16 protein-coding genes are annotated in these 19,146 nt (G+C 62.8%); 14 read left to right on the top strand and 2 right to left on the bottom strand.

What is annotated here, in order from left to right; all coding sequences use genetic code 11:
• The first annotated feature begins 256 nt into the window (after positions 1 to 256).
• From FJY68_01735 to FJY68_01720, 4 genes are all read left to right on the top strand, one after another.
• A complete protein-coding gene (locus FJY68_01735) occupies positions 257 to 4,285 on the top strand; it encodes a T9SS type A sorting domain-containing protein (protein MBM3330556.1) in 4,029 nt (1,342 codons plus the stop codon).
• Between the two features lie 755 nt (positions 4,286 to 5,040).
• Positions 5,041 to 5,778 carry a hypothetical protein gene (locus tag FJY68_01730; GenBank protein MBM3330555.1) on the top strand — a complete coding sequence of 246 codons (738 nt, stop codon included), beginning with the start codon at positions 5,041 to 5,043 and terminating at the stop codon, positions 5,776 to 5,778.
• Entirely contained in the window at positions 5,769 to 7,205 is a 1,437-nt protein-coding gene (locus FJY68_01725; GenBank protein ID MBM3330554.1) for a hypothetical protein, read from the top strand. The genes FJY68_01730 and FJY68_01725 overlap by 10 nt, the downstream gene beginning before the upstream one ends.
• Positions 7,033 to 8,445 carry a hypothetical protein gene (locus FJY68_01720; protein MBM3330553.1) on the top strand — a complete coding sequence of 471 codons (1,413 nt, stop codon included), beginning with the start codon at positions 7,033 to 7,035 and terminating at the stop codon, positions 8,443 to 8,445. The genes FJY68_01725 and FJY68_01720 overlap by 173 nt, the downstream gene beginning before the upstream one ends.
• A gap of 70 nt (positions 8,446 to 8,515) precedes the next feature.
• Here FJY68_01720 and FJY68_01715 read toward each other — a convergent pair whose 3' ends face one another.
• The gene (locus tag FJY68_01715) at positions 8,516 to 9,802 is read right to left on the bottom strand and encodes a TldD/PmbA family protein (protein ID MBM3330552.1); all 1,287 of its coding nucleotides are present in this window, start codon (positions 9,800 to 9,802) and stop codon (positions 8,516 to 8,518) included.
• The gene (locus tag FJY68_01710) at positions 9,802 to 11,166 is read right to left on the bottom strand and encodes a TldD/PmbA family protein (protein MBM3330551.1); all 1,365 of its coding nucleotides are present in this window, start codon (positions 11,164 to 11,166) and stop codon (positions 9,802 to 9,804) included. Before FJY68_01710 ends, FJY68_01715 begins: the two co-directional genes overlap by 1 nt.
• A 211-nt stretch (positions 11,167 to 11,377) precedes the next feature.
• On the opposite strand from FJY68_01710, the gene FJY68_01705 reads away from it, so the two are divergent.
• The 10 genes from FJY68_01705 to FJY68_01660 all read left to right on the top strand — a co-directional run bounded on the left by FJY68_01705 (position 11,378) and on the right by FJY68_01660 (position 19,017).
• Positions 11,378 to 11,788, top strand: a complete 411-nt coding sequence (locus FJY68_01705) for a hypothetical protein (GenBank protein MBM3330550.1) — start codon at positions 11,378 to 11,380, stop codon at positions 11,786 to 11,788.
• Between the two features lie 86 nt (positions 11,789 to 11,874).
• Complete coding sequence (locus tag FJY68_01700; protein ID MBM3330549.1) at positions 11,875 to 12,243, top strand: DUF3795 domain-containing protein; 369 nt, start codon at positions 11,875 to 11,877, stop codon at positions 12,241 to 12,243.
• Positions 12,244 to 12,406: 163 nt separating this feature from the next.
• A complete protein-coding gene (locus FJY68_01695) occupies positions 12,407 to 13,405 on the top strand; it encodes an endonuclease VIII (GenBank protein ID MBM3330548.1) in 999 nt (332 codons plus the stop codon).
• 145 nt (positions 13,406 to 13,550) lie between these two features.
• Positions 13,551 to 14,771 carry an amidohydrolase gene (locus FJY68_01690; GenBank protein ID MBM3330547.1) on the top strand — a complete coding sequence of 407 codons (1,221 nt, stop codon included), beginning with the start codon at positions 13,551 to 13,553 and terminating at the stop codon, positions 14,769 to 14,771.
• A 373-nt stretch (positions 14,772 to 15,144) separates the two neighbouring features.
• Positions 15,145 to 15,561, top strand: coding sequence for a YjbQ family protein (locus tag FJY68_01685; GenBank protein ID MBM3330546.1), 417 nt, complete (start codon positions 15,145 to 15,147; stop codon positions 15,559 to 15,561).
• Positions 15,562 to 15,728: 167 nt separating this feature from the next.
• Positions 15,729 to 16,361, top strand: coding sequence for a sigma-70 family RNA polymerase sigma factor (locus FJY68_01680; GenBank protein ID MBM3330545.1), 633 nt, complete (start codon positions 15,729 to 15,731; stop codon positions 16,359 to 16,361).
• Positions 16,362 to 16,395: 34 nt separating this feature from the next.
• Positions 16,396 to 16,812 (top strand): hypothetical protein, encoded by a 417-nt coding sequence (locus FJY68_01675; GenBank protein MBM3330544.1) that lies wholly within the window; start codon positions 16,396 to 16,398, stop codon positions 16,810 to 16,812.
• Complete coding sequence (locus tag FJY68_01670; protein ID MBM3330543.1) at positions 16,809 to 17,273, top strand: periplasmic heavy metal sensor; 465 nt, start codon at positions 16,809 to 16,811, stop codon at positions 17,271 to 17,273. The genes FJY68_01675 and FJY68_01670 overlap by 4 nt, the downstream gene beginning before the upstream one ends.
• Entirely contained in the window at positions 17,270 to 17,689 is a 420-nt protein-coding gene (locus FJY68_01665) for a hypothetical protein (protein MBM3330542.1), read from the top strand. The genes FJY68_01670 and FJY68_01665 overlap by 4 nt, the downstream gene beginning before the upstream one ends.
• Positions 17,690 to 17,793: 104 nt before the next feature.
• Positions 17,794 to 19,017 carry a hypothetical protein gene (locus FJY68_01660; protein MBM3330541.1) on the top strand — a complete coding sequence of 408 codons (1,224 nt, stop codon included), beginning with the start codon at positions 17,794 to 17,796 and terminating at the stop codon, positions 19,015 to 19,017.
• The last annotated feature ends 129 nt before the right edge of the window (positions 19,018 to 19,146 follow it).

The following is a 19,146-nucleotide window of genomic DNA, read 5'->3' as shown; positions in this document are numbered from 1 at the left end:
TTGGTGTTCATAGCTGTCTCCTCTCGGTGGTAGGTCTTAACGGACTATAACTCACTACCATTCGAAGGCGAGACAGCTTTTTGTCAACAAATACGCTCGCCACACCACCAAATCCTATAGCACTCACAGATGGACACCGATTTGGACTTGGGAATCGGCCCGAGCATCAGTGTTTATCCGTGGCTAACCCTTTCCGGTCTTCGTGGCCATCGGTTTCGGAATCAGGGACCACAAGCAAGATAGAAGGAGCAACGTCGTGAGGAAACTCATCATACTCATCGCCGGAGTCATGGTTCCGGCAATCCTGACGGCCCAGCTCTCGCAGCAATGGGCCGCAACGTACTACACTTCGGGCGGCGGTGGCGTTGACAGCGCGCAGGCGGTTGCGCTGGACGCAGATGGGAACATCTATGTCGCGGGGACGAGCGACTGTGGTGTCGGGGCTCAGGCCGACTACGTAACCATCAAGTACGACCCGGACGGGAAGATGCTCTGGACCGCCATCTATCGCGGCGCCGGCCGCGGGCCTGACCGCGCCCGGGACATTGCGGTGGATGCCTCTGGTGTCTACGTCTTCGGGAGGAGCTACACCCCGACCGGCTACGAATACGCTACCGTGAAGTACAGCATGGCAGGCGCAGAGCTTTGGGTGGCCAAGTACAAGACCGCGGAGAACGCCACAATGGATGCTGCCGGGCTTGAACTCGACCCGGACGGCAACGTGCTTGTCACCGGCAGCGGCAAGGGACCGGACGGAAGTCTGGACTATGCCACGGTCAAGTACAGCCCCGGCGGAACCGAGCTCTGGGATGTGCTCTATGACGGGCCAGGGGCCAATAGCCGCGACACCGCTACCGCCATCGCGGTGGACGCGTCGGGCAACATCTGTGTGACCGGATACACGGGAACCGGGTACGCGACCGTCGTTTACGACGCGGATGGCGCGATACTGGGCTCAGCGACATACGATCCAGCAGGCGCGGCCGCGGTCGCCCGGGACGTCGCGCCGGACGGAGCTGGCAACTTCGTCGTCACCGGGTACCGCACAGATGGCAAGTACCTGACCATCAAATATGAGCCTGACGGAGACAAAGTCTGGGACGTGTCCCACGGCAGCGGAGGGGCGCTAGCGGAGGCGATTGCGGTCGGCAGTGATGGTGACGTTTACGTGACCGGGTCCGAGTATCAGTGGTGCGGGACGCAGGTCACGACTGTCAAGTACAACTCCAGTGGCGAGCAGCAGTGGGTCGTCCGGAGCTATTTCGGTAGTTACGAGTATTCCGCTCAAGACAAGCCCTTCGACATTGCGCTTGATGCATCCGGCAATGTCTACGTCGCGGGGTACGCCATCGCCGGCGACTACGACAGGTGGTATCTCGCATATGTCAAGTACGGTCACGATGGCGTCGAGCTCTGGAAGAGGGTGGGCAGCGACTGGGGCATTGACCCCACGATTGGTGCCAGGATGATAGCTATTGATCCCTCCGGTGACGTGGTCGCGACAGGCCGCAATAGCGGCTCCCGCGTCACCACCAAGTACAGCTCGACCGGCGACCTAGACTGGATCGTCAGATACAACTACCCGCTGGCCGGCACCGACGTGGGTAAGAAGGTCGCGTTCGATGGCACGGGCAACGCATATGTCCTTGTCAATGGCTCCCTGATTATCAAGTACAGCCGAAGTGGCGCCGAGGAATCGGTATGCCCGTTCCCGGGGGAGGCAGTTGCGATTGCCATTGATGCTGCGGGGAATGCATACGTGGCGGGTAGCGACTACGGATCGCACCTCGTGGCCGTCAAATACAGCCCGACCGGCGACCAACTCTGGGTGCGCTATTACGACGGCCCGGGTGGGTACATGCCCCATAACTATGCCTGCGGTATCGCGCTGGATGCCTCGGGCAACGTCTATGTCGGGGGTACACTCTACGACTACGCCACGGACAAGGCCTATCTGGCCGCGGTCAAGTACAACAGCGCCGGAGAAGAGCAGTGGAGTGGGTTGTGGCTGGCCGTAGAGGGGTCTCACGGCGTCGAACTGCAGGGAACCGGCCTGGCCGTTGACGGCTCCGGCCGTGTCCTCGTCTGCGGGAACTACTACGACGATTACGGATATCATGCCGCTACGGTCAAGTTCTCAGGTGGGCCCGGCGAGGCATGGGCCCGCACCCTCGATAACGTCACGCTGCTCGGCATAGCGGCTGACCCTTCGGGCAACTCCTATGTGTTCAGCAGCACTTCTGTGATGAAGTACGATGCGGAAGGTACGGTCTGCTGGACACAGACCCCGTCCGTCAGCATCAAGGCAGTGATGACGGACGCCGCGGGCAACCTGTACGTGATTGGTTCCGCATGCCGCCTGGGTTCCTATGACTTCGCGACGGTCAAGTATAGCACTGCTGGCGACGTTTTGTGGGAGCGTTTCTACGACGGCGGCTCAGATGACTATCCGACCGCAATCGCCCTGGCGGGAAACGCCAATGTCTATGTGACCGGCTACAGCAAGGGAACCGGCGGCTACAATGACTACGCGACCGCGGGCTACACTTCCGGCGGAGACCTGCTGGGTTCTGCCCGATACGACGGACCGGCGGGCATGGACGACCAGGCGTGGTCGGTGGCCACCGGGCCGGGCGGCCGCGTGTGCGTAACCGGCCAGGCCACGGTTGTCGGGCAGGGCTACGACGCAGCGACCGTGATGTACTTTCCCGAGGCAGGCATGTCGTATGACGTCGGCGTGACCAAGATCATCGAACCGAGCGGGGTCATCGACACCCTGACCGAAACGCCCAAGGCGACCGTGTACAACTACGGGAAACCGGCACCCAGCTTCGACGTCTGGTTTGAGATCCGGGATGAGGCGGCGACCAGTGCGGTCGTGTACCGCGGGTCTGCCACGGTCACGAACCTTGCCACCGACGAGAGCCGCGACGTTTCGTTCCCGGACTGGCTGGTGCCCAGGCACCAAGATGGCCGGTACTACGCCAAGTCATGGACCGCCCTTGTGGGCGACGTCTACGCGCAGAACGACATGGCCGCGAGCGACTTCGCCGTCGAGGGCAAGCAGCAGGAGCCGCCGTTCTGGACCGCCTGGCCTGATGTACCCGCAGGGCCGCAGAACCGCGTAGTCCAGCACGGCGCGGCCATGGCGACCGACCCGATGGGGTTGTTTGTGTACCTGCTCAAGGGCAACAACACCCGCGAGTTCTATCGGTACGACCCGGCAACAAGGATCTGGTCCACGCTCGACCCAATACCTGAGAAGGGCCGCGACAACACCCCGCGCAACGTGAAAGAGGGCGGCACTCTTGCTCAGGTGGGCGGTAAGTTCTACGCCACCAAGGGCGGGAACTCTCCTGAGTTCTGGGAGTACGACCCGGTTGCCACGTCGGGGTCCCGCTGGACCCAGAAGGCAGATGTGCCCGGTACTAAGGGCGTGAGCAACGGCGCGGGCGCGACCGGGGTCCAATACGGTCCGCACTGCAACGTCTACCTACTCAAGGCGTCTGAGACCTTTGAGTTCTACGCGTATGACGTCGATTACGACTACTGGTGGGCCTGCGCCGACGCCCCGGGTGACAAGAACAAGAAATGGGCTGAGGGCTCCTGCGTGACCTCCAACGGCGTTGATACATTATACGCGCTCAAGGGTGAGCACAGTGAGTTCTACGCCTACGTCGTCTCCACCGGCACGTGGCTGGCAAAGCAAGACCTGCCCTTGGGTCCTAAGAACAAGAAGGCCAAGGGTGGCGCGGCCATCTGCTACCACCTGCGCAACGTCTACTGCATCAAGGGCAGCAACAGCCAGGAGTTCTGGGTCTACAACTGCAACGCGGGGACTTGGGCGCAGGGCCCGGACGTGACGCTCGGACCACGCAAAACCCGGGTGCAGGACGGCGGCGCGCTCGTCTACTGCCGCAACTCGCGGTACTTGTTTGCCACCAAGGGCAACTGCCTCGAGTTCTGGTCCTATGGCCGGCTCTCGAACTTCACTGGTCCGATGGAGGCAGCATCGGTGCCGACGCCAATCCAGTTCTCGCTGGTGGTGAGCTCGAGTGTAACGAACAGCCGGGCGCGGGTGAGCTACGCGCTACCCAAGGCCGGCGACACGCGACTCAGACTCTTCGATGTCACGGGCCGCTGTGCCGCGGTGCTGCGGGACGGCTGGTGTGAGCCGGGCCGCTACGCCGCGACTGTGGACGCAAGCCGTCTTGCCCGTGGCGTCTACATCGTGAAGCTGGAGAGCGACGCCGGCAACCTGACCCGAAAGGTCGTCATCGAGTAACCCTGCTCGACTCAGGCCCTGAGAGCGGGCGGGGTTCCATCGCCCCGCCCGCTCCTTCCTGATTCCGATCTGGATGGCCACGAAGGCACGAAAACGGAGTGAAGCGGATTCCTGTCGTTCTACACCGATTCGCTTCGTGTCCTTCGTGCCTTGGCTTCAACGGCCCCTGTCTGACAGCGCGTGGCTCTAGCGTCGGCTCTAGGGCTTTCTGCCTAGCTTGCCGATTCCAGGCCGGTGCGCTATGATAGTCGCATCTCCATGTTACTCGCAGAAGAGAACAACAGTAGACAGGCAAAGGTAGAGGCAGAGGCCAAGGTTCAGGTTCAGGCATGGAAGGGTCTGTGCCCCGGCCCTGACCGCAACATGGCTTTGCCACGACACTTGAACCCGTGAGCCCCAGGACCCCAGAATCCTCAGTTCGGCTCAAGCGCCTTGAGGCGCTAGCCGAACTGTGGGGCAAGGTCTATCTGTTCCATCCTGCGGTTGTTGCGCCCTCACCCCAACCCTCTCCCAGAGGGAGAGGGGAACAGAGCGAAGAGAACCGTCCCTCTCCCGGTGGGAGAGGGAGAGAGGGTGAGGGAGCTGAGTTAGACTGGCATCAGGCCTTGGTCCGGGCCATTCCCCGCGTCGAGGCTGCGCAAACGCCTGAGGACTTGGCCGCAGCTATCAACGAGGAGTTACTGCAGGGGCTGGATGATCCGCTGACGTTTGCGGAAGCGAGAAGGGATAGAGCGATAGAGGGATCAAGGGATAGAGTGAAAGACGGGCGCCTCGAAGCGAAGCGGATTGCGGACTCGGTTGGCTACGTGCGGGTTCCGCCGCCGACGGCGCGGGGATCCGAGTTCCTTGCTGACTTCCAGGCCACGGTCGAGGGCCTGGGAGATGTCAAGACGCTCATCGTGGACCTGCGTTGGCCGGTCGCGCTCGGCTACCGCGTGATCGACCCGGTGCTTCAGTTCTTCGTCCGCGGGCGGCTGCAGATGAGCCCGGTGATGAGACGAGTCCATCTGGGCTGGAATGAGGACAACAGCCACAGCGCATACCAGCAGAAGTGGGAAGTGAGTGCCGGGACCGGGTTGCGTCCGATACAGCAGGCCGAGTGGTTCGTGGCTGCCCTGTCTCCCGGCACAGACTTTTCAAAGCTGAAGCCAATTGACACGCCGACCGTCTTGTTGGTCAATCGGCCGTTCGCATCCAGATACTACCGGGCGCTCGACGCGCTGCAGTCTCAGCCGGGGGTTGCAGTAGTGTTCGAACCGAGCGGCCCGCCACTGGGAGAGCCGCCGTTCCGATTGGCATTCCCTGAGGGCGTCGCCGTGCAGCTCAGCACGGATCTGCTGGTCGGGCACAGTGGGCAGGCCGGATTCCGTCCCGACATTGTCACGGATGGACCGATTGCTCCAGACCAACTTGCTGCGGTTGCGGAGCGAGCGTTGGCGGCAGAAAGTCGAGAGTCGAGAGTCGAGAGTCGCCCGCCGTGCTGGTGGATCTGAGGCTGCCGGCGCCGCTGCAAGAGACCGGCAGGACTCCGTCTCGTGAGGAGCGGTTACTGGGCCTGTTCAAAGTCTGGAGCGTGATACGCTATCTTGACCCGCACGTCGAGCTGTGCGACATGGACTGGAGTGCCTGCCTGGCGGAGTGGATTCCCAAGGTCGAGGAAGCCGAGAGCCTGCTTGCGTACGCGCGCACGCTCCGGATGCTGACCGCTCATCTGCACGACAACAACGTCTTCTACTTCTTCCCGAACCTGCCCGAATCGCAGTCGCTGCCGGTGTTCTTCGCCTGGGTCGAAGGCAAGATCATTGTCACGGATGTGATGGAGCATCCACAGATTTCGCAGATTGCACAGATTGGGGCTTCGGATTCAGGCCCGGATCACTTGATCCCTCGATCCCTTGATCCCTCGGTCCCTTCTCTGCAGGTCGGCGACGAAGTGGTTGAATTCGACGGGAAGACGGTGCAGGAACTGGTTACTGAGCACCGGCTGCAGGTTTCGTACTCCACCGAGGGCGCGTTCTATCAGCGGATGTGCGAAATGCTGGTCCTTGGACAGGCCGGTAGCGAAGTGAAGCTGGTGATCAGACGGAAGGGAGTGAAGGGACAAAGGGACAAAGGGATAGAGTCAGGCGAGGCTCCGGTATCGGACTCCGGCCCCTCGATTCCTCGATCCCTTGATCCCTCGATCCCTTGCTTGTCGCTCTGTCTGAAGCGTACCTTAACCCGCGAGGCGCGGATTGCCTATTCGGCACGCAGAGGTGAGTCGAGCGGGTACCGGGTTCTGGAAGAGAACGTCGGCTACATGGACCTCGGCCGGCTGGCAAGCCTGCGGGAGTTCGAGCGCGCGTTCGAGGCGCTGCGCGGAACAAATGGTCTGATCGTCGACATCCGGCGGCATCCGGGATTCACTATGCAGCTCGCGCTAGCTTCAAGGCTGAGTGACCGGCCGGTGAAGTCGGCGATCTACGAGATACGCGTCGTGTCCGGCTTTGATAGCCAGGAACAGGTCGTAAGCACCGGTCAGTATGATGTCCAGCCGGATGCGAAGGCGCACTATGGCGGACCGGTCGTGGTCCTTGTCAACGAGAAGACCATCGGCAGCGCCGAAGACGTCTGCATCTATCTCAAGAACGCCGGGCGAGGGACGTTCGTGGGTGGAACGACCGCGGGCTGCAACGGCAACCGAACCTGGATTAGCCTGCCGGGCGGCGGGCGCCTCTGGTTCACCGGCATGCGGGTGAAGTTCGGAGATGGCAGCCGGTTCCAGAATGTCGGCATCATACCTGACGTTCAGGCCGCGCCGACTGTCGAGGGAGTTCGCGCCGGCCGGGACGAGATCCTCGAGAAGGGAATCGAGGTTCTTCGTAGTCTCGTCCACCGTCCCTCGTCTGAAGCGTCACAGCCCGAGGGGAATGACCGATGACGAATGCACCCCTCACCTTCTTCCTCTCCCCATCAAGGGGAGAGGAGATTCCCCCTCGCCCCGCGTATGGGGAGAGGGTCGGGGTGAGGGGAATCGCGCGTCCAGCGGTAGGGGACGAAGGACCAGGCGACAAGGGACGTTCTTCGCCATGAAAGAGCGGATGCGGCCGCTGCTCAGCAGCATTGGTTTCAGCGGGCTGGAGGTAGACGTCTACCTGGCACTGCTGGAGCAGCCCAACGCATCCGGGTACCAGGTGGCCCAGCAGATCGGAAAGCTGGTAGGCAGCACCTACAAGGCGCTGGACTCGCTGCGGGCCAAGGGCGCTGTCGTGGCGAACGAGACCGCGCGGCCGACGACGTTCGTAGGGCTGTCGATCAGTGAATACATGGATGCGCGGAGGCGCGACCTCGAAGACCTCCAGGCACGGATTGAGCGCGAGATGGAGGACATGGCGGCCCAGCCCGCGCACGGCGGCATCTTCGAGCTGGACAGCATCGCGCAGGTCTACGAACGCTGCCGGAACCTGCTGCGCGGAGCGAAAGACGTTGTCCTGCTCAACGTCGACGCGCGGCCCCTGGAAGAACTCCGCAGCGAGCTGGTGGCGGCAGCAGACCGTGGCGTCAAGGTGCTCGTCAAGACTCGCGCGCCGGCCAGGGTTCCCGGGTGCGGAGTCATGGCGCCGGACAAGGCGATCCAAGCCGACGCCCAGAGCGGCGACGAGCTCGGTGTCGCCGTCGACTACCGGGAGTACGTGCAGGCGTTCATCAAGAGCGACGGCTCAGGCGTCGAGGAAGCCATCTGGGTCCGGCAACCCCGCCTGGCTCGGCAGGTCTGCTACCTGTTCCAGAGCGACTTCACCCTGACCAAGGTCCGAGCGCTGGTTCAGGCCGGCAAGGAGGTCAAGGAGATCGGCCGGGAGATGAACCGGCTGACACGCATGGCCGAGGTGCCGGCCCTGCCGGAACTCCTGCCGCGAGAGTGGGTGCTGACCGACGCGAGAAAGGGAATTCCGAAGCGGCGGAAGGCGCTGGCCGGCGGGGACATGACCCAATTGTCCCCAACTGGGATCGTGTCCCAGGCCGGCAGGCGGGTAACGTTGCGCGAGATCGAGTACATCATGGTGGCAACTTCGCGCACGGTAGTCATGGAGTCGGCGGACATCACCGGGCCGAGTCAGCAGGCGGAAAAGGTCAAGCAGCTTCCGCTGGATCCGGACGCCTACATCGAACCGCTATACTGAGGACGCGCTCAGAGTTTCGACGGCGCGAGGGGCGGCGCAGGCCGCCCCTCGTTTCTCTCACGAACTCCGTCTAAGCTCGGGCCGAGAAGCTGATGTTGTCGAGGAGCAGAGCGGGAAAACGGCCCATAGGCCCGGGGTACACGGTGTCGCCGACAGCGATGATGTTTGTCAGATCCTCGTAGACATTCCCCGCGACCATCGCGTCTTTGACCACGCCGACAATCTCGCCGTTCTCCACCCAGAGCCCGGGCGCGAGTCCGACCGAGTAGTCGCCGTGCAGGATGTTGCCCGAGTGCGCGCCCATCACTCCCGCCACGACGACGCCGCGGCCCATCAACTTGAGCAGGCCGTCCAGAGACCGGTCGCCCGGAGCGATCGTCAGATGGCGGAGCGACGGCATAGGCCGCGAGGTTACCGTGTCACGGTAGCCATGCCCGGTGGGCCGGGTTCCGGTCTTGCGGGCATAGAACCGGTCATTGTAGAAGCCTTCGAGCACGCCGCGTTCGAACAGGCGGGAGTCGCGGCAGGGAGTTCCTTCGTCGTCGAAAGCACGCGCGCCCGGCAGACGGTCGTTCAGTGGTTCGTCCGCGAGCGTCAGCTTGTCGCTCAGTATCTTCTCTCCGATCCGGCCGACCAGCGGCGACACCTTCTGGTAGACTGCCCTGGCATTGGTCGCGGCGGTCAGTCGCCACGCGAGCGCATAGACCGCGCCCGGCAGGAACAAGACCCGGCTGCGGCCCGGTACCCCTTTCGCCTCATTCAGCGAAACGTTGTAGGTGTCGGCAATGAACTTGAGGTCGGCGTCAGGGAAAGGCGTCAGCCTCTTGGCCTCGAACACACGGTTGATGCCTGAGTAGGTGCCGGGGTAGAGCACGCCGGCCATCGCGAAATACTGGGTCGAACGCGACCGCGCGTCCACGCCGCTGCTGGTGAGCAGGCGGACTTCGTCCTCGCTTCGGCTGGCCCCGACGTTGACCTGTCCCTTCACGCGGTTCGACAGGTAGTCGGTCATGCGGCGGCACTCTTCGGCCAGAAGAGCATTGCCGCCGACCTGTTCCGCCGTCGTGTCGAGTTGCGGCAGCTTGACCGGCTGCGGCAGCTCACCCGGGGCCTCGACTCCGCCAGCGAGCGCCGCGAGAGCATCCCGCACGAGGCCTTCGCGGTCGATGAGATTGCGGGTGTAGGCGAAGCCCTGTCTGCCGTCCTTGATGATGGTGAGGGCCGTTCCCGAACTCATCGCGCTGTCCGCGTTCTTCAACCGGCCGTTTTCGAACCCGACGCCGTCCTGGGTTCCGTCAACCTGGTACACGGTTACGGCATCGGCGTGCTTGCGGGCGATATCCAGCAGGCGTTCCATTATCTGCCTCCTACCACGAGACTCTCGACCAGCACGTGGGGCGCACCGTTGCAGGAGCGGGGGTTGGTCTGGCCCTTGCCGCAGCCGCCCACTTCGCGCAGGGTAAGGTCATTGCCTACCGCGCTGATGTTCTTCAGAGTCGCGTACAGGTTGCCGGAGATGTTGATGTCGCGGAGCATCCGGCCCGGCTTGCCGTTCTTCACCTCGAACCCGAACTGGGCGCCGAACGTGAAGTTCTCGCCGGTGGTCTGGCCGCCCATGTGGTTACACAGGTACAGCCCATCACCGAGCCTGGCGAGGAGGCCGTCTCTGGTCTGATCGCGCGGTTCGATGTAGATGCAGCCCATGCGGATGATGGGCTCGTAGCGGTAGTCCTCAGCCACGCAATGGCCGCTGACCGGCTCGCCGAACTCAGTGGCGGTCCGGCGCGAGTGGAGGCGGCCGCTGAGCACGCCGTCCTTCATCAGTGCCACCGGACGCACCGCCACGCCCTCGTCGTCATAGCGGTAGAACCCGAGTTGTCCGGGCCGGGTCGGGTCGTCGGTTATCGAGAGTACGGCGCTACCGAGCTGCGCCCCGATGCGCATCTTCTCCCGCATGGTCGGCGAATCTTCGATGATGTCGGCTTCCGAGAAGTGGCCGAAGGCCTCGTGGGTGAAAACACCGGCGAGTGACTGGTCGAGCACGGCACGGTACTCCCCGGCTTTGACCGATTCCGCCTTCAGCAGGTCTACGCAGATTCTGACCCGGTCAGCCATCTCGGCCTCGCGTCCGCGCAGCCGGGCAAGCCCGTCACTGCCGCCGAAACCGAATCGCACCGTCTGGGTCAGGCTGCCCTCCTTGGTCACAATCGAACCCAATATGCGAGTCGTAATCAATTCCTCGCGCAGCCGAGCTCCCTCGGTCGACACAAAGTACTTGTCGCGCGTCAGGTCCCAATAGGCTGCCTGAGTTGTCGCCACTCTGGAATTGTCGAGCGCAATATCGTTGTACTTGCGCAGCAGGTCCAGTTTCTCCTCAGCCGGAACCGTGCGCGGGTCCTCGTTCAGCCCGGGATGGACCTCATCTCTGGCCGGCGGTACCGGGGCAAGCCGGACCGGCCGGGCCCCGCCGCGCGCCAGCAGATCCGCGTTCTCCACGGCCGAGCGGGCAGCCCGCTCCGCGTCCTCGGGCTTGGTGAAGGAGACCTGGGACCAGCCGCCGTTCTTGAGCACGCGCCAGACAAATCCGTCAGTCGAACTGGCCGAGAGCCCGGTGAGTTCGCGGCCGCTGAAATCGATGCTGGTCGCGCGCGCCAGTTCGTAGCGTAGGTCCGCATAGTCGGCCCGAACGAGTCCGAGCATTTTATCCAATCGGTCAAACACACGACCTCCTCTTCATCTTTGTGACTCAGCAGAGCATAGGACGCAATCATCGCCGGTCAAGTTGCGTCCGTGACCACAGGTTTGGCGGCTCCGGCCGTTGCGAGCCTTCCTTGACCCGTTCTTTGCGGTTGCCTACAATCGCCCGAGAACGCTGCCGGGCAGCGTGCCTGCTCAGCAACGCAGCAAGCACCCGAAACAACAGGAGAAGAAAGTGAGCGCAGCGAAGTCGGGGATGGGCAAGACAGTTCTGCCCGTCGTGGTGGCGGGGATCTGGGTCGGGCTTTGCGAGTTCGTGCGGAACCAGTTGGTGCTGGTATCGTGGTGGCAGAACCATTACCGGGGGATGGACCTCGAGTTTCCGTCCAAGCCGGTGAACGGAATGATGTGGATGGTCTGGTCGTTCTTGATGGCGGGAACGACCTTTGCCATCTCGCGGCGGTTCAGTCTGTGGCAGACTGCGCTCATCGCCTGGGTAATGGGCTTCGTGATGATGTGGGTCGTCATCGGGAACCTCTCGGTCCTGCCTCTCGGAATCCTCCCGATTGCGGTTCCATTCAGCTTCGTGGAGGCCCTCGGCGCCGCGTTTATATGCCGCAAGCTGGCACAGCCGGGCCGGCCCTGAGCCGCCCGGGCCGTCGGCAACAATCTGCGGTTGCTCCCCATCTGCGACTGACTTGACTTGCGGCGGCCCGCGCCGATGCTTTGGAGATGGCTAGAAAGGCAATTGCCTACTGTGGCATAGACTGCGCAAAGTGCCCGGCCTATCGGTTCCCGCGGCTGGGGGAGAAGCTGCATATGAAGCGGTTCTTCCAATGGCTGCTCAAGAGCCGGATGAACTCGAAGCCTGAGGGTTACATCATTTGTGATGGATGCACAACGATTGATGCACGATGCGTACAGCACTGTCTGACCTGTCCGGTGCGCTGTTGCGCGATGGAGACGGGAGTTGAGAACTGCGCGCACTGCGACAAGTTCCCGTGCGAGCGGCTGCAGGACATCTGGAAGATAACTGTGTTCAAGGACGCGCAGCCGCGCCTTGAGAAGCTGCGGGCGAAGCTCGGTGCCCGGGCAAAGTAGGACCGGAACACGGAGTAGAGAGCGAAGCCACGAAAGCACGAAAGACGCGAAGAGGAGTCCGGGCCCGTTTCATCCGTCTCGGTGGTTTCGTGGCCATCTGATTAGGAATCAGGGCAGGAGGCAGACACGGAGAAGATGATTGGCTACTGCGGGTACAACAGCGATGCGTGTGCGGCGCGGTCGGATGACCCGGCCGTGCGGCACAAGCTGGTTGACGGCTGGCGCAAGCTGTTCGGCCAACAGGCGTACACGGCCGAGGACGTCCGCTGCGACGACCGGCTGCCCGCCTGGACCGCAAAGCGGGGCAGCTCGAAGTAGAAACATGTTCGAGCTACCCGAGTGCGCCACGCTCGTCCGGCAGATGAACGACACCGTGCGCGGCAAGACCATCGAGCGCGGCCGGCTGGGCAACTCGCCGCACAAGTTCGTCTGGTACAACCGCAAGCCGGCCGAGTTCGAGCGCCTGACCAGGAGTAGGAAGGTAGGGGCCGCCGTTGCCAAGGGACGCTGGATGTTCATTCCGTTTGAGCCGGGCTACGTGCTCGTGCTTGGCGAGTGCGGTGGCCGATTGCTGTACCACCAACCGGGCAGCGACCTGCCGCAGAAGTACCACCTGTTCATCGAGTTCGAAGACAAGTCGGCCCTGTCGGTGACAACCCAGATGTGGGGCGCGATGGAGCTGTTCGAGAAGGGCAGAGAGCAGGAGCGGAAGTACATCAAAGGGATGCGGCCGACTCCGGTGGACAAGGAGTTCACGTTCCGGTACTTCTCCGGGTTGGTGGATGAACTGCTCGCAGGGGAGAAGCGAAGCGTGAAGGGGCTATTGACGCAGGACCAGTTAGTCGCCGGCCTGGGTAACTCGGTTGTGCAGGATATCATGTTCCGCGCCCGTCTGCACCCACGCCGACCAATATCCGACCTTTCGCCGGTCCAGCGCCGGAATCTGCACGAGGCGATTATCAAGACGGTGCGCGAGGTCGCGGCCCGGGGCGGCCGGAGTGACGAACTCGACCTCTTCGGCAAGCCGGGCGGATACGAGCGCATCATGTCGGTGAAGACGGCGGGCAAGCCCTGTCCAGCTTGCGGCGCCAAGATACAGAAGATTGCCTTTCTCGGCGGAGCGTGCTATTTCTGCCCGAAGTGCCAGCCGGCGGGGACATGACCCAATTGCCCTCAATCCGGATCGTGTACCAAGCCGACGCCCGAAAATGGGTGACTGTACCTGACTGCGGTCGCGTTCTCGCGGCCGGGGGCTGTCTCCCTTTTCGCAGGCCGAAGTCACGACATCAGTGAGTGGAGGTCCAACGATGATCGAGCTTGACGATAGTCTTGTGTCGGGGGTCAAGAACCTGAGGCGCTGGTTCCACCAGCACCCGGAGCCGAGCTTCGAGGAGCGCAAGACGCAGGACAGAATCGTGGAAGTACTGAATGGGCTCGGCATCGAAAACCGGCGGGCAGGGGAGACCGGCGTGATTGCCGACATCCGCGGCAACGGCACGGGCAGGACGATTGCGCTCAGGAGCGACATGGACGCGCTCCGTATCCAGGAGGCCGAGACCGAACTCAACGGCGAGTACCGATCGCAGAACGCCGGCGTGATGCACGCGTGCGGGCACGACGGGCATATGGCGATGCTCCTAGGTGCGGCTCGCTGGCTGCAGGAACACTGGGACAAGCTGGCGGGCAATGTCCGCCTCATCTTCCAGCCGGCCGAGGAGGTACCGCCCGGCGGCGCCGTCTCCATGATTGCCGACGGTTGCCTTGATGGCGTCGATGCCATCATCGCCGCTCACATTTTCGGCAACATGCCCCTTTCGCGAATCGGTTTCAGGCCCGGTCCGTTCATGGCTTCCAGCCGTACATTCAAGGTGAGTATCAAGGGCAAGCCGGGACACCATATGTGCCCGCAGGAGAACATCGACCCTATCCAGATTGCAGCCCGGTTCATCAGCACCATTCAGACCGACATCCGTCAACGGTTGAATCCGAACGCCAGATACGTGTTGGGGTTCGGCGAAGTGCACTCAGGGATGCAGCACAACCAGACTCCGGCCGAGGCCGAGGTCGTCGGGACCTTTCGTGCGTACGATCTACGTGACTCGGAGACAATCGCGGGCGCAATCAAGTCCAACCTCGACGGCCTGATGCTCTCTTTCGGTTCATCGCTCACCCCTCACCCCTCGTCCCCCGTCCCTTCCTATACTCTCGACGCCGAGCCGGCCTATCCGCCGCTGGTGAACAACCCGGCGTTCACCAAGCGGGCCTCGGAAGTGCTGAAAAGGAGCTTCCCGGACGTGGACGATGACATGGAGCCCAACCTCGGGGCCGAGGACTTCGCCTGCTACCTCGACAAGGTTCCCGGCATGTTCCTTTTCCTCGGCGGCGCGAACCCCGAGCGCGGCATCACCGCGATGAACCACTCCGACCGGTTCGACATGGACGAGGCGGTGCTGGCCACGGGCACCAAAGCGCTGGTGACTCTCGCCACCGACTTCCTGCGCGACCCCGCTTCGTACCTCAGCCGCTAGCCGCTCTTGGCTGCGGGCCGCAGCCGCGACCGGTCCTTGCTTCAGTTGGCACCGGACATGTTGCCGTCGCTGCTCGAGACGACGGCTGCTACTTGACATCGAAAGAGGGGTTGGTATTCTTCGCGCCGGGGCACGATGGAAGCGTACTCGCCAAAGGCTCGGTCATCTACAAGATTGCAGCCAGACTCGCGACCAAGCGTGACCCCTTTTCCCTTTGACCGGAGCATTCAGAAGTCAGAACTAGGATACCGGAATCCGGAATTGCTGACCTCCGGACATCGGGAAATAGTCAAGAGCGCCGAGGATTGCCGCTCCGGCGGAAGAGCGACCAGGAATCCAGAACCTCTGAACCCAAGAACCCTTGCTTCTACCGATGGTGCACAGCATTACGATTGAGGTCTCGACGCAGGGGTTCTGCGACGTGATTGACGTCACGCCCCAGGTCATTGCTGTCGTCGAGAAGTCAGGCATCAAGAGCGGGATCGTATGCATCGCGAACCCGGGGTCAACAGCCGGCATCACGACAATTGAGTTCGAGCCGGGGGCGGTCGGTGATCTGAAGGCTGCGTTGGAGAAGCTTGCGCCCGAGGACGGGCACTACCGCCACAACGATACCTGGGACGACGGCAACGGCTTTGCCCATCTCCGTAGCGCCCTGATCGGAGCATCGCAGTCTTTCCCGGTACGCGAAGGCAAGGTTGCGCTGGGAACGTGGCAGCAGATCGTGCTGCTCGATTTCGACAACCGCCCGCGCAGCCGGAAACTCGTCGTGTCTGTCGTCGGCGAGTAGGCAACAAGAGGAATCGGACAGAGGAGAATTCAGAAACCAGAGACCGGAAATCAGGGTTGCGGACGCGGAGCTCGCCACAGAAGCATCAGGACGCAAAGGGCGGGGAGAGTAGAAATCACAAGCCAGGTACCTGAGTACGGGGCTGCGGAGGGAAAGAGCGGTCGCGGATTCCAGGGTTCGGAAGCGACAACGCGGCGCAATGGTCTGACCCGGCGAGAGGTGCGGCGGGGCTGCGTGTCTACAGTGATGTGATCCAGAGCGAGGACCGGCTGCTGGTCGAGCAGGCACAGGCCGGAGACCTGGCTGCGTTCGACGCACTGGTTCGGGAGCACCAATACCGGCTCTACTGCTACCTCTATAGGACGTGCCGTAACGCGGCCGAAGCCGAGGAGATGACACAGGAGGCTTTTGTGAAGGCGTGGGATGGGCTGGGCCGCTTCCGGGGCGCGGCGAGTTTCAAGACCTGGCTGTACCGGATCGCCACGAACCTCTGTATCAATCGGCTGTCGCGGCGGAGGCCCAATGACCCGCTAAGCGACGAAATCCCCGCGGCGCGCCGGGATGAACCGGAGGAGGTGTTCCGTAGGCGGGCTTTGGCAGAGTCCATTTCGCATGCGCTGGCGGTGCTCCCTGCTGATCAACGGTCGGCGCTCGTGCTTTCCATCTACGATGAGATGAGCCACGAAGAGATCGCCGCGGTAATGGGCCGTTCCCTGGCCTCCGTTAACATGTTGCTCTACCGGGCACGCATGAGCGTGCGGCAGACGCTCGAGGATTTCAGAAAACGGGGACTGATATGATGTCGGGCGAAAGCTGGGAGGCCCGGCCGTGTCTATGAAGGTGATGAGTATGAACTGCGACGAGGTGAGACTCCGGCTCGTGAGCCTGGCCGATGGCGCACTCAGTGCAGGCGAGGCTGAAGAGGTGCGTGGGCACCTGGCCGGCTGCGAGGGCTGCCGGAGGCTGCTGGAGCAGCTTCGAGCCGACGCCGAGTTGCTGCGCCGGGAGCCGGCTCCGGAAGCTACGGACGGGCTTGCGACCAGGATAATGGCCGAGGTCAGAGCCCGTGAGCGGCGAGCCGAGCTCTGGTCCGGCCCGAGCCCGGCACTGGCCCGGGTCGCGGCTGTAGTGCTGGTCGCGGTCGGAATCTGGCTCGGGGTCGCGCTGGGCCGTGGCATAATGGGTAACCAGCCGAGCCTGGACCAGCAGTTGGCGGCGTACGGAATCCGGGTCGCGGAGCAAGGCCTGTGAAACAGCGGTGGCTCTACGCGGTCCTGATCCTGTCGCTCGCGGTGAACGCCGGGGCGATCGGATTCTACGGCGTGAAGAAGTACAGGGACGATCGTCACTTCCGAAGCTATGTCGGCAAGTGGTTCAAGCCCGGGACCACGCCGGCTCAGATCGACCGGCTCTTCTCCGACCTGACAAAGACCCGCAAGCCGTGGTTCGATTCCCTGCGCACGGCGACCAGGGAGCTTGGCATGCTGGCCACTGAGCCGAGCCCGGATTCGGCGCAGGTGAACGCGGCCCTCGACCGGATTGCCCGGGCGGCGCGGGAGCAGCAACGGCTCCTGCACGAGAACACGCGCGAGTTCGGGCGGCTCTACCAGCCGGAGCGGCTTGAGTTCTACAGGAGAATGTCCGAGGCCGAGCTCGACTCGATTCTCCGGGCCGAATCCAGTGCGGCCGAGGTAACCGGGGGCAAGCGGTGAAGCCGAAGTGGCTCGCGCTTCTGCTGGTGGTTTCCCTTGCCGCGAACCTCGTGGAAGTAGGCCTGTATGTCCGGGCCGAATGGCGGCGCCGGCGCGAGATGGACCGCTTCTTCCGCTGGGTTCAGACCGGTGCGGCACAATGGCACCTCAGGGTGGTCGTGGAGAGCTTCGTGCCGGAGATGCGATGGCTGGAGGGCCGGGCCCTTCGCTGGAAGGCGGAGTTGAACCGGCAGAACTACCTGCCGCAGCCGGATTCGGCCAGGGACCGGCTCGCACTCGACAGCATCGCGAGCACAGCCCGGCAGCAGTACGATCTTCTGTATCGGTCGCGACGCGCGCTGCCCAGCATCAAAGACCATAAGCTGCGGCAACGGATGGAGAAACGCTGGCGCATGCAGATGGGCCTCGACGACTGACGCGGAGAGTCCTGACCTTCGCTACTGATTTCCGAGACGAACCCGTGCCGAACCGATCCCCCGCCGGGATTGACAAACGGCCGAGGCGGGGCTACGTTGTGGGCATGAAACGCCTGCTCCCGTTGCTGTTGCTTCTCCTGCCCGTCGCTTGTGGTGAGAAAGTCGAAGTCCGTGTCCAATGCGGCTCATGGGATGTCGTGGAGGGCCGATATGCCGCAGATGGAGTGGAGACGGTCTTGGTGTCGTGCAGGCCTTTCCGCAACGTCAACTTCGTGGAGCTGTGGATTGATGGAGTGCTCGCGGGCGCGGATACTTTTCCGGGTCCGGTATCAGGCTTCGAGTGGGACTTGAGGCAGTTGCCTGAGGCCAGCATGCACAAACTGCAGGGCAAGGCGATTTCCGGCAGCCGCGAGTACGTCTCGCCCGAACTGCAGGTCTGGGTCGGGTTTCGATCCCGGCTGATCGTCGACGGGCTGGACGATTCCTTCTATGCCTATCTACCCGATGGCAAGCTGGAACAAACAATCAGCCCGATACAGGATGTGAACCCGTCATCTCCCAGGCTAGGCCCCGGCTCCCGGTCGATTGTCTACATAGCGGACCACGAACTCTACAGGGAATCACTGGTAGTCGGTCGACAAGCGCAGTTGCTCGCCCGGGTCGCCAACGGCATCTATGGCTGTGACGCGTCACCGGTATCCGATCTGGTCGCATTCGTGGGCTACCCGGCCGGAACCGGGCACTTGTTCACGGTGGACGGCTCCGGCAACCAGTCCCAGCTGACGCATGACAGTGACTACGTCATCATCGACTCCAGTCGTTTCACCTGCATCGAGAACTCGGCGCCGGTGTTCTCACCGGATGGTACGAAGCTCGCCTACTTCCGCAGGAGCAAGTGTCTCGTATCGGGGGACCCGCACCATCTCGAGACCCGGAAGGATGCGTTCGTGATGAACAGCGACGGCGGCAACCCGCTCAACCTGACCGCGGGCGTGGACGATGCCGAATTCTCGAGTTTCACTTGGACGTTCGACGGCAAGTGGGTCATGTTTCGAGTGGGAACGGGCCACAACCCCCATGGTGTGTGTGCGGCCAACATGAGCGGGCACGCGATCACGGGGCTGCCAGTACCATCTGCAGCCATAGCTTGCTCACCGCTCGATTCGATCCTCGTCTATCTTGACCCGGACCTCGGCGGACGCCCGATATTCTGGAAGAGACTGGGATGGACGAGCGATACTATCTACGCTGACACGGCAGGCCTACCACTCGGTGTCGATGCCGTAGCCTACAAGGACCACTTGGATTGGGCGAGATTCTGGAAGTAGCAAGAAAGAGAGAGTCACGGGCAGACCAGTGTGGCGGCAATGTGTTGACCGAAACGGTTCATGATACCGAACTGCCGTGCTCTCAGTCAGTCTAGGTGCGTAGGGGTTCAGAAGGGTCCGGCTGAATCT

This window comes from candidate division WOR-3 bacterium (assembly GCA_016867815.1).
GTDB lineage: Bacteria > Hydrothermota > Tepidihabitantia > Tepidihabitantales > Tepidihabitantaceae > UBA2258.
Note: the sequence above shows the minus strand (reverse complement) of the source record. Positions and strands in the feature narration are given on the sequence as shown.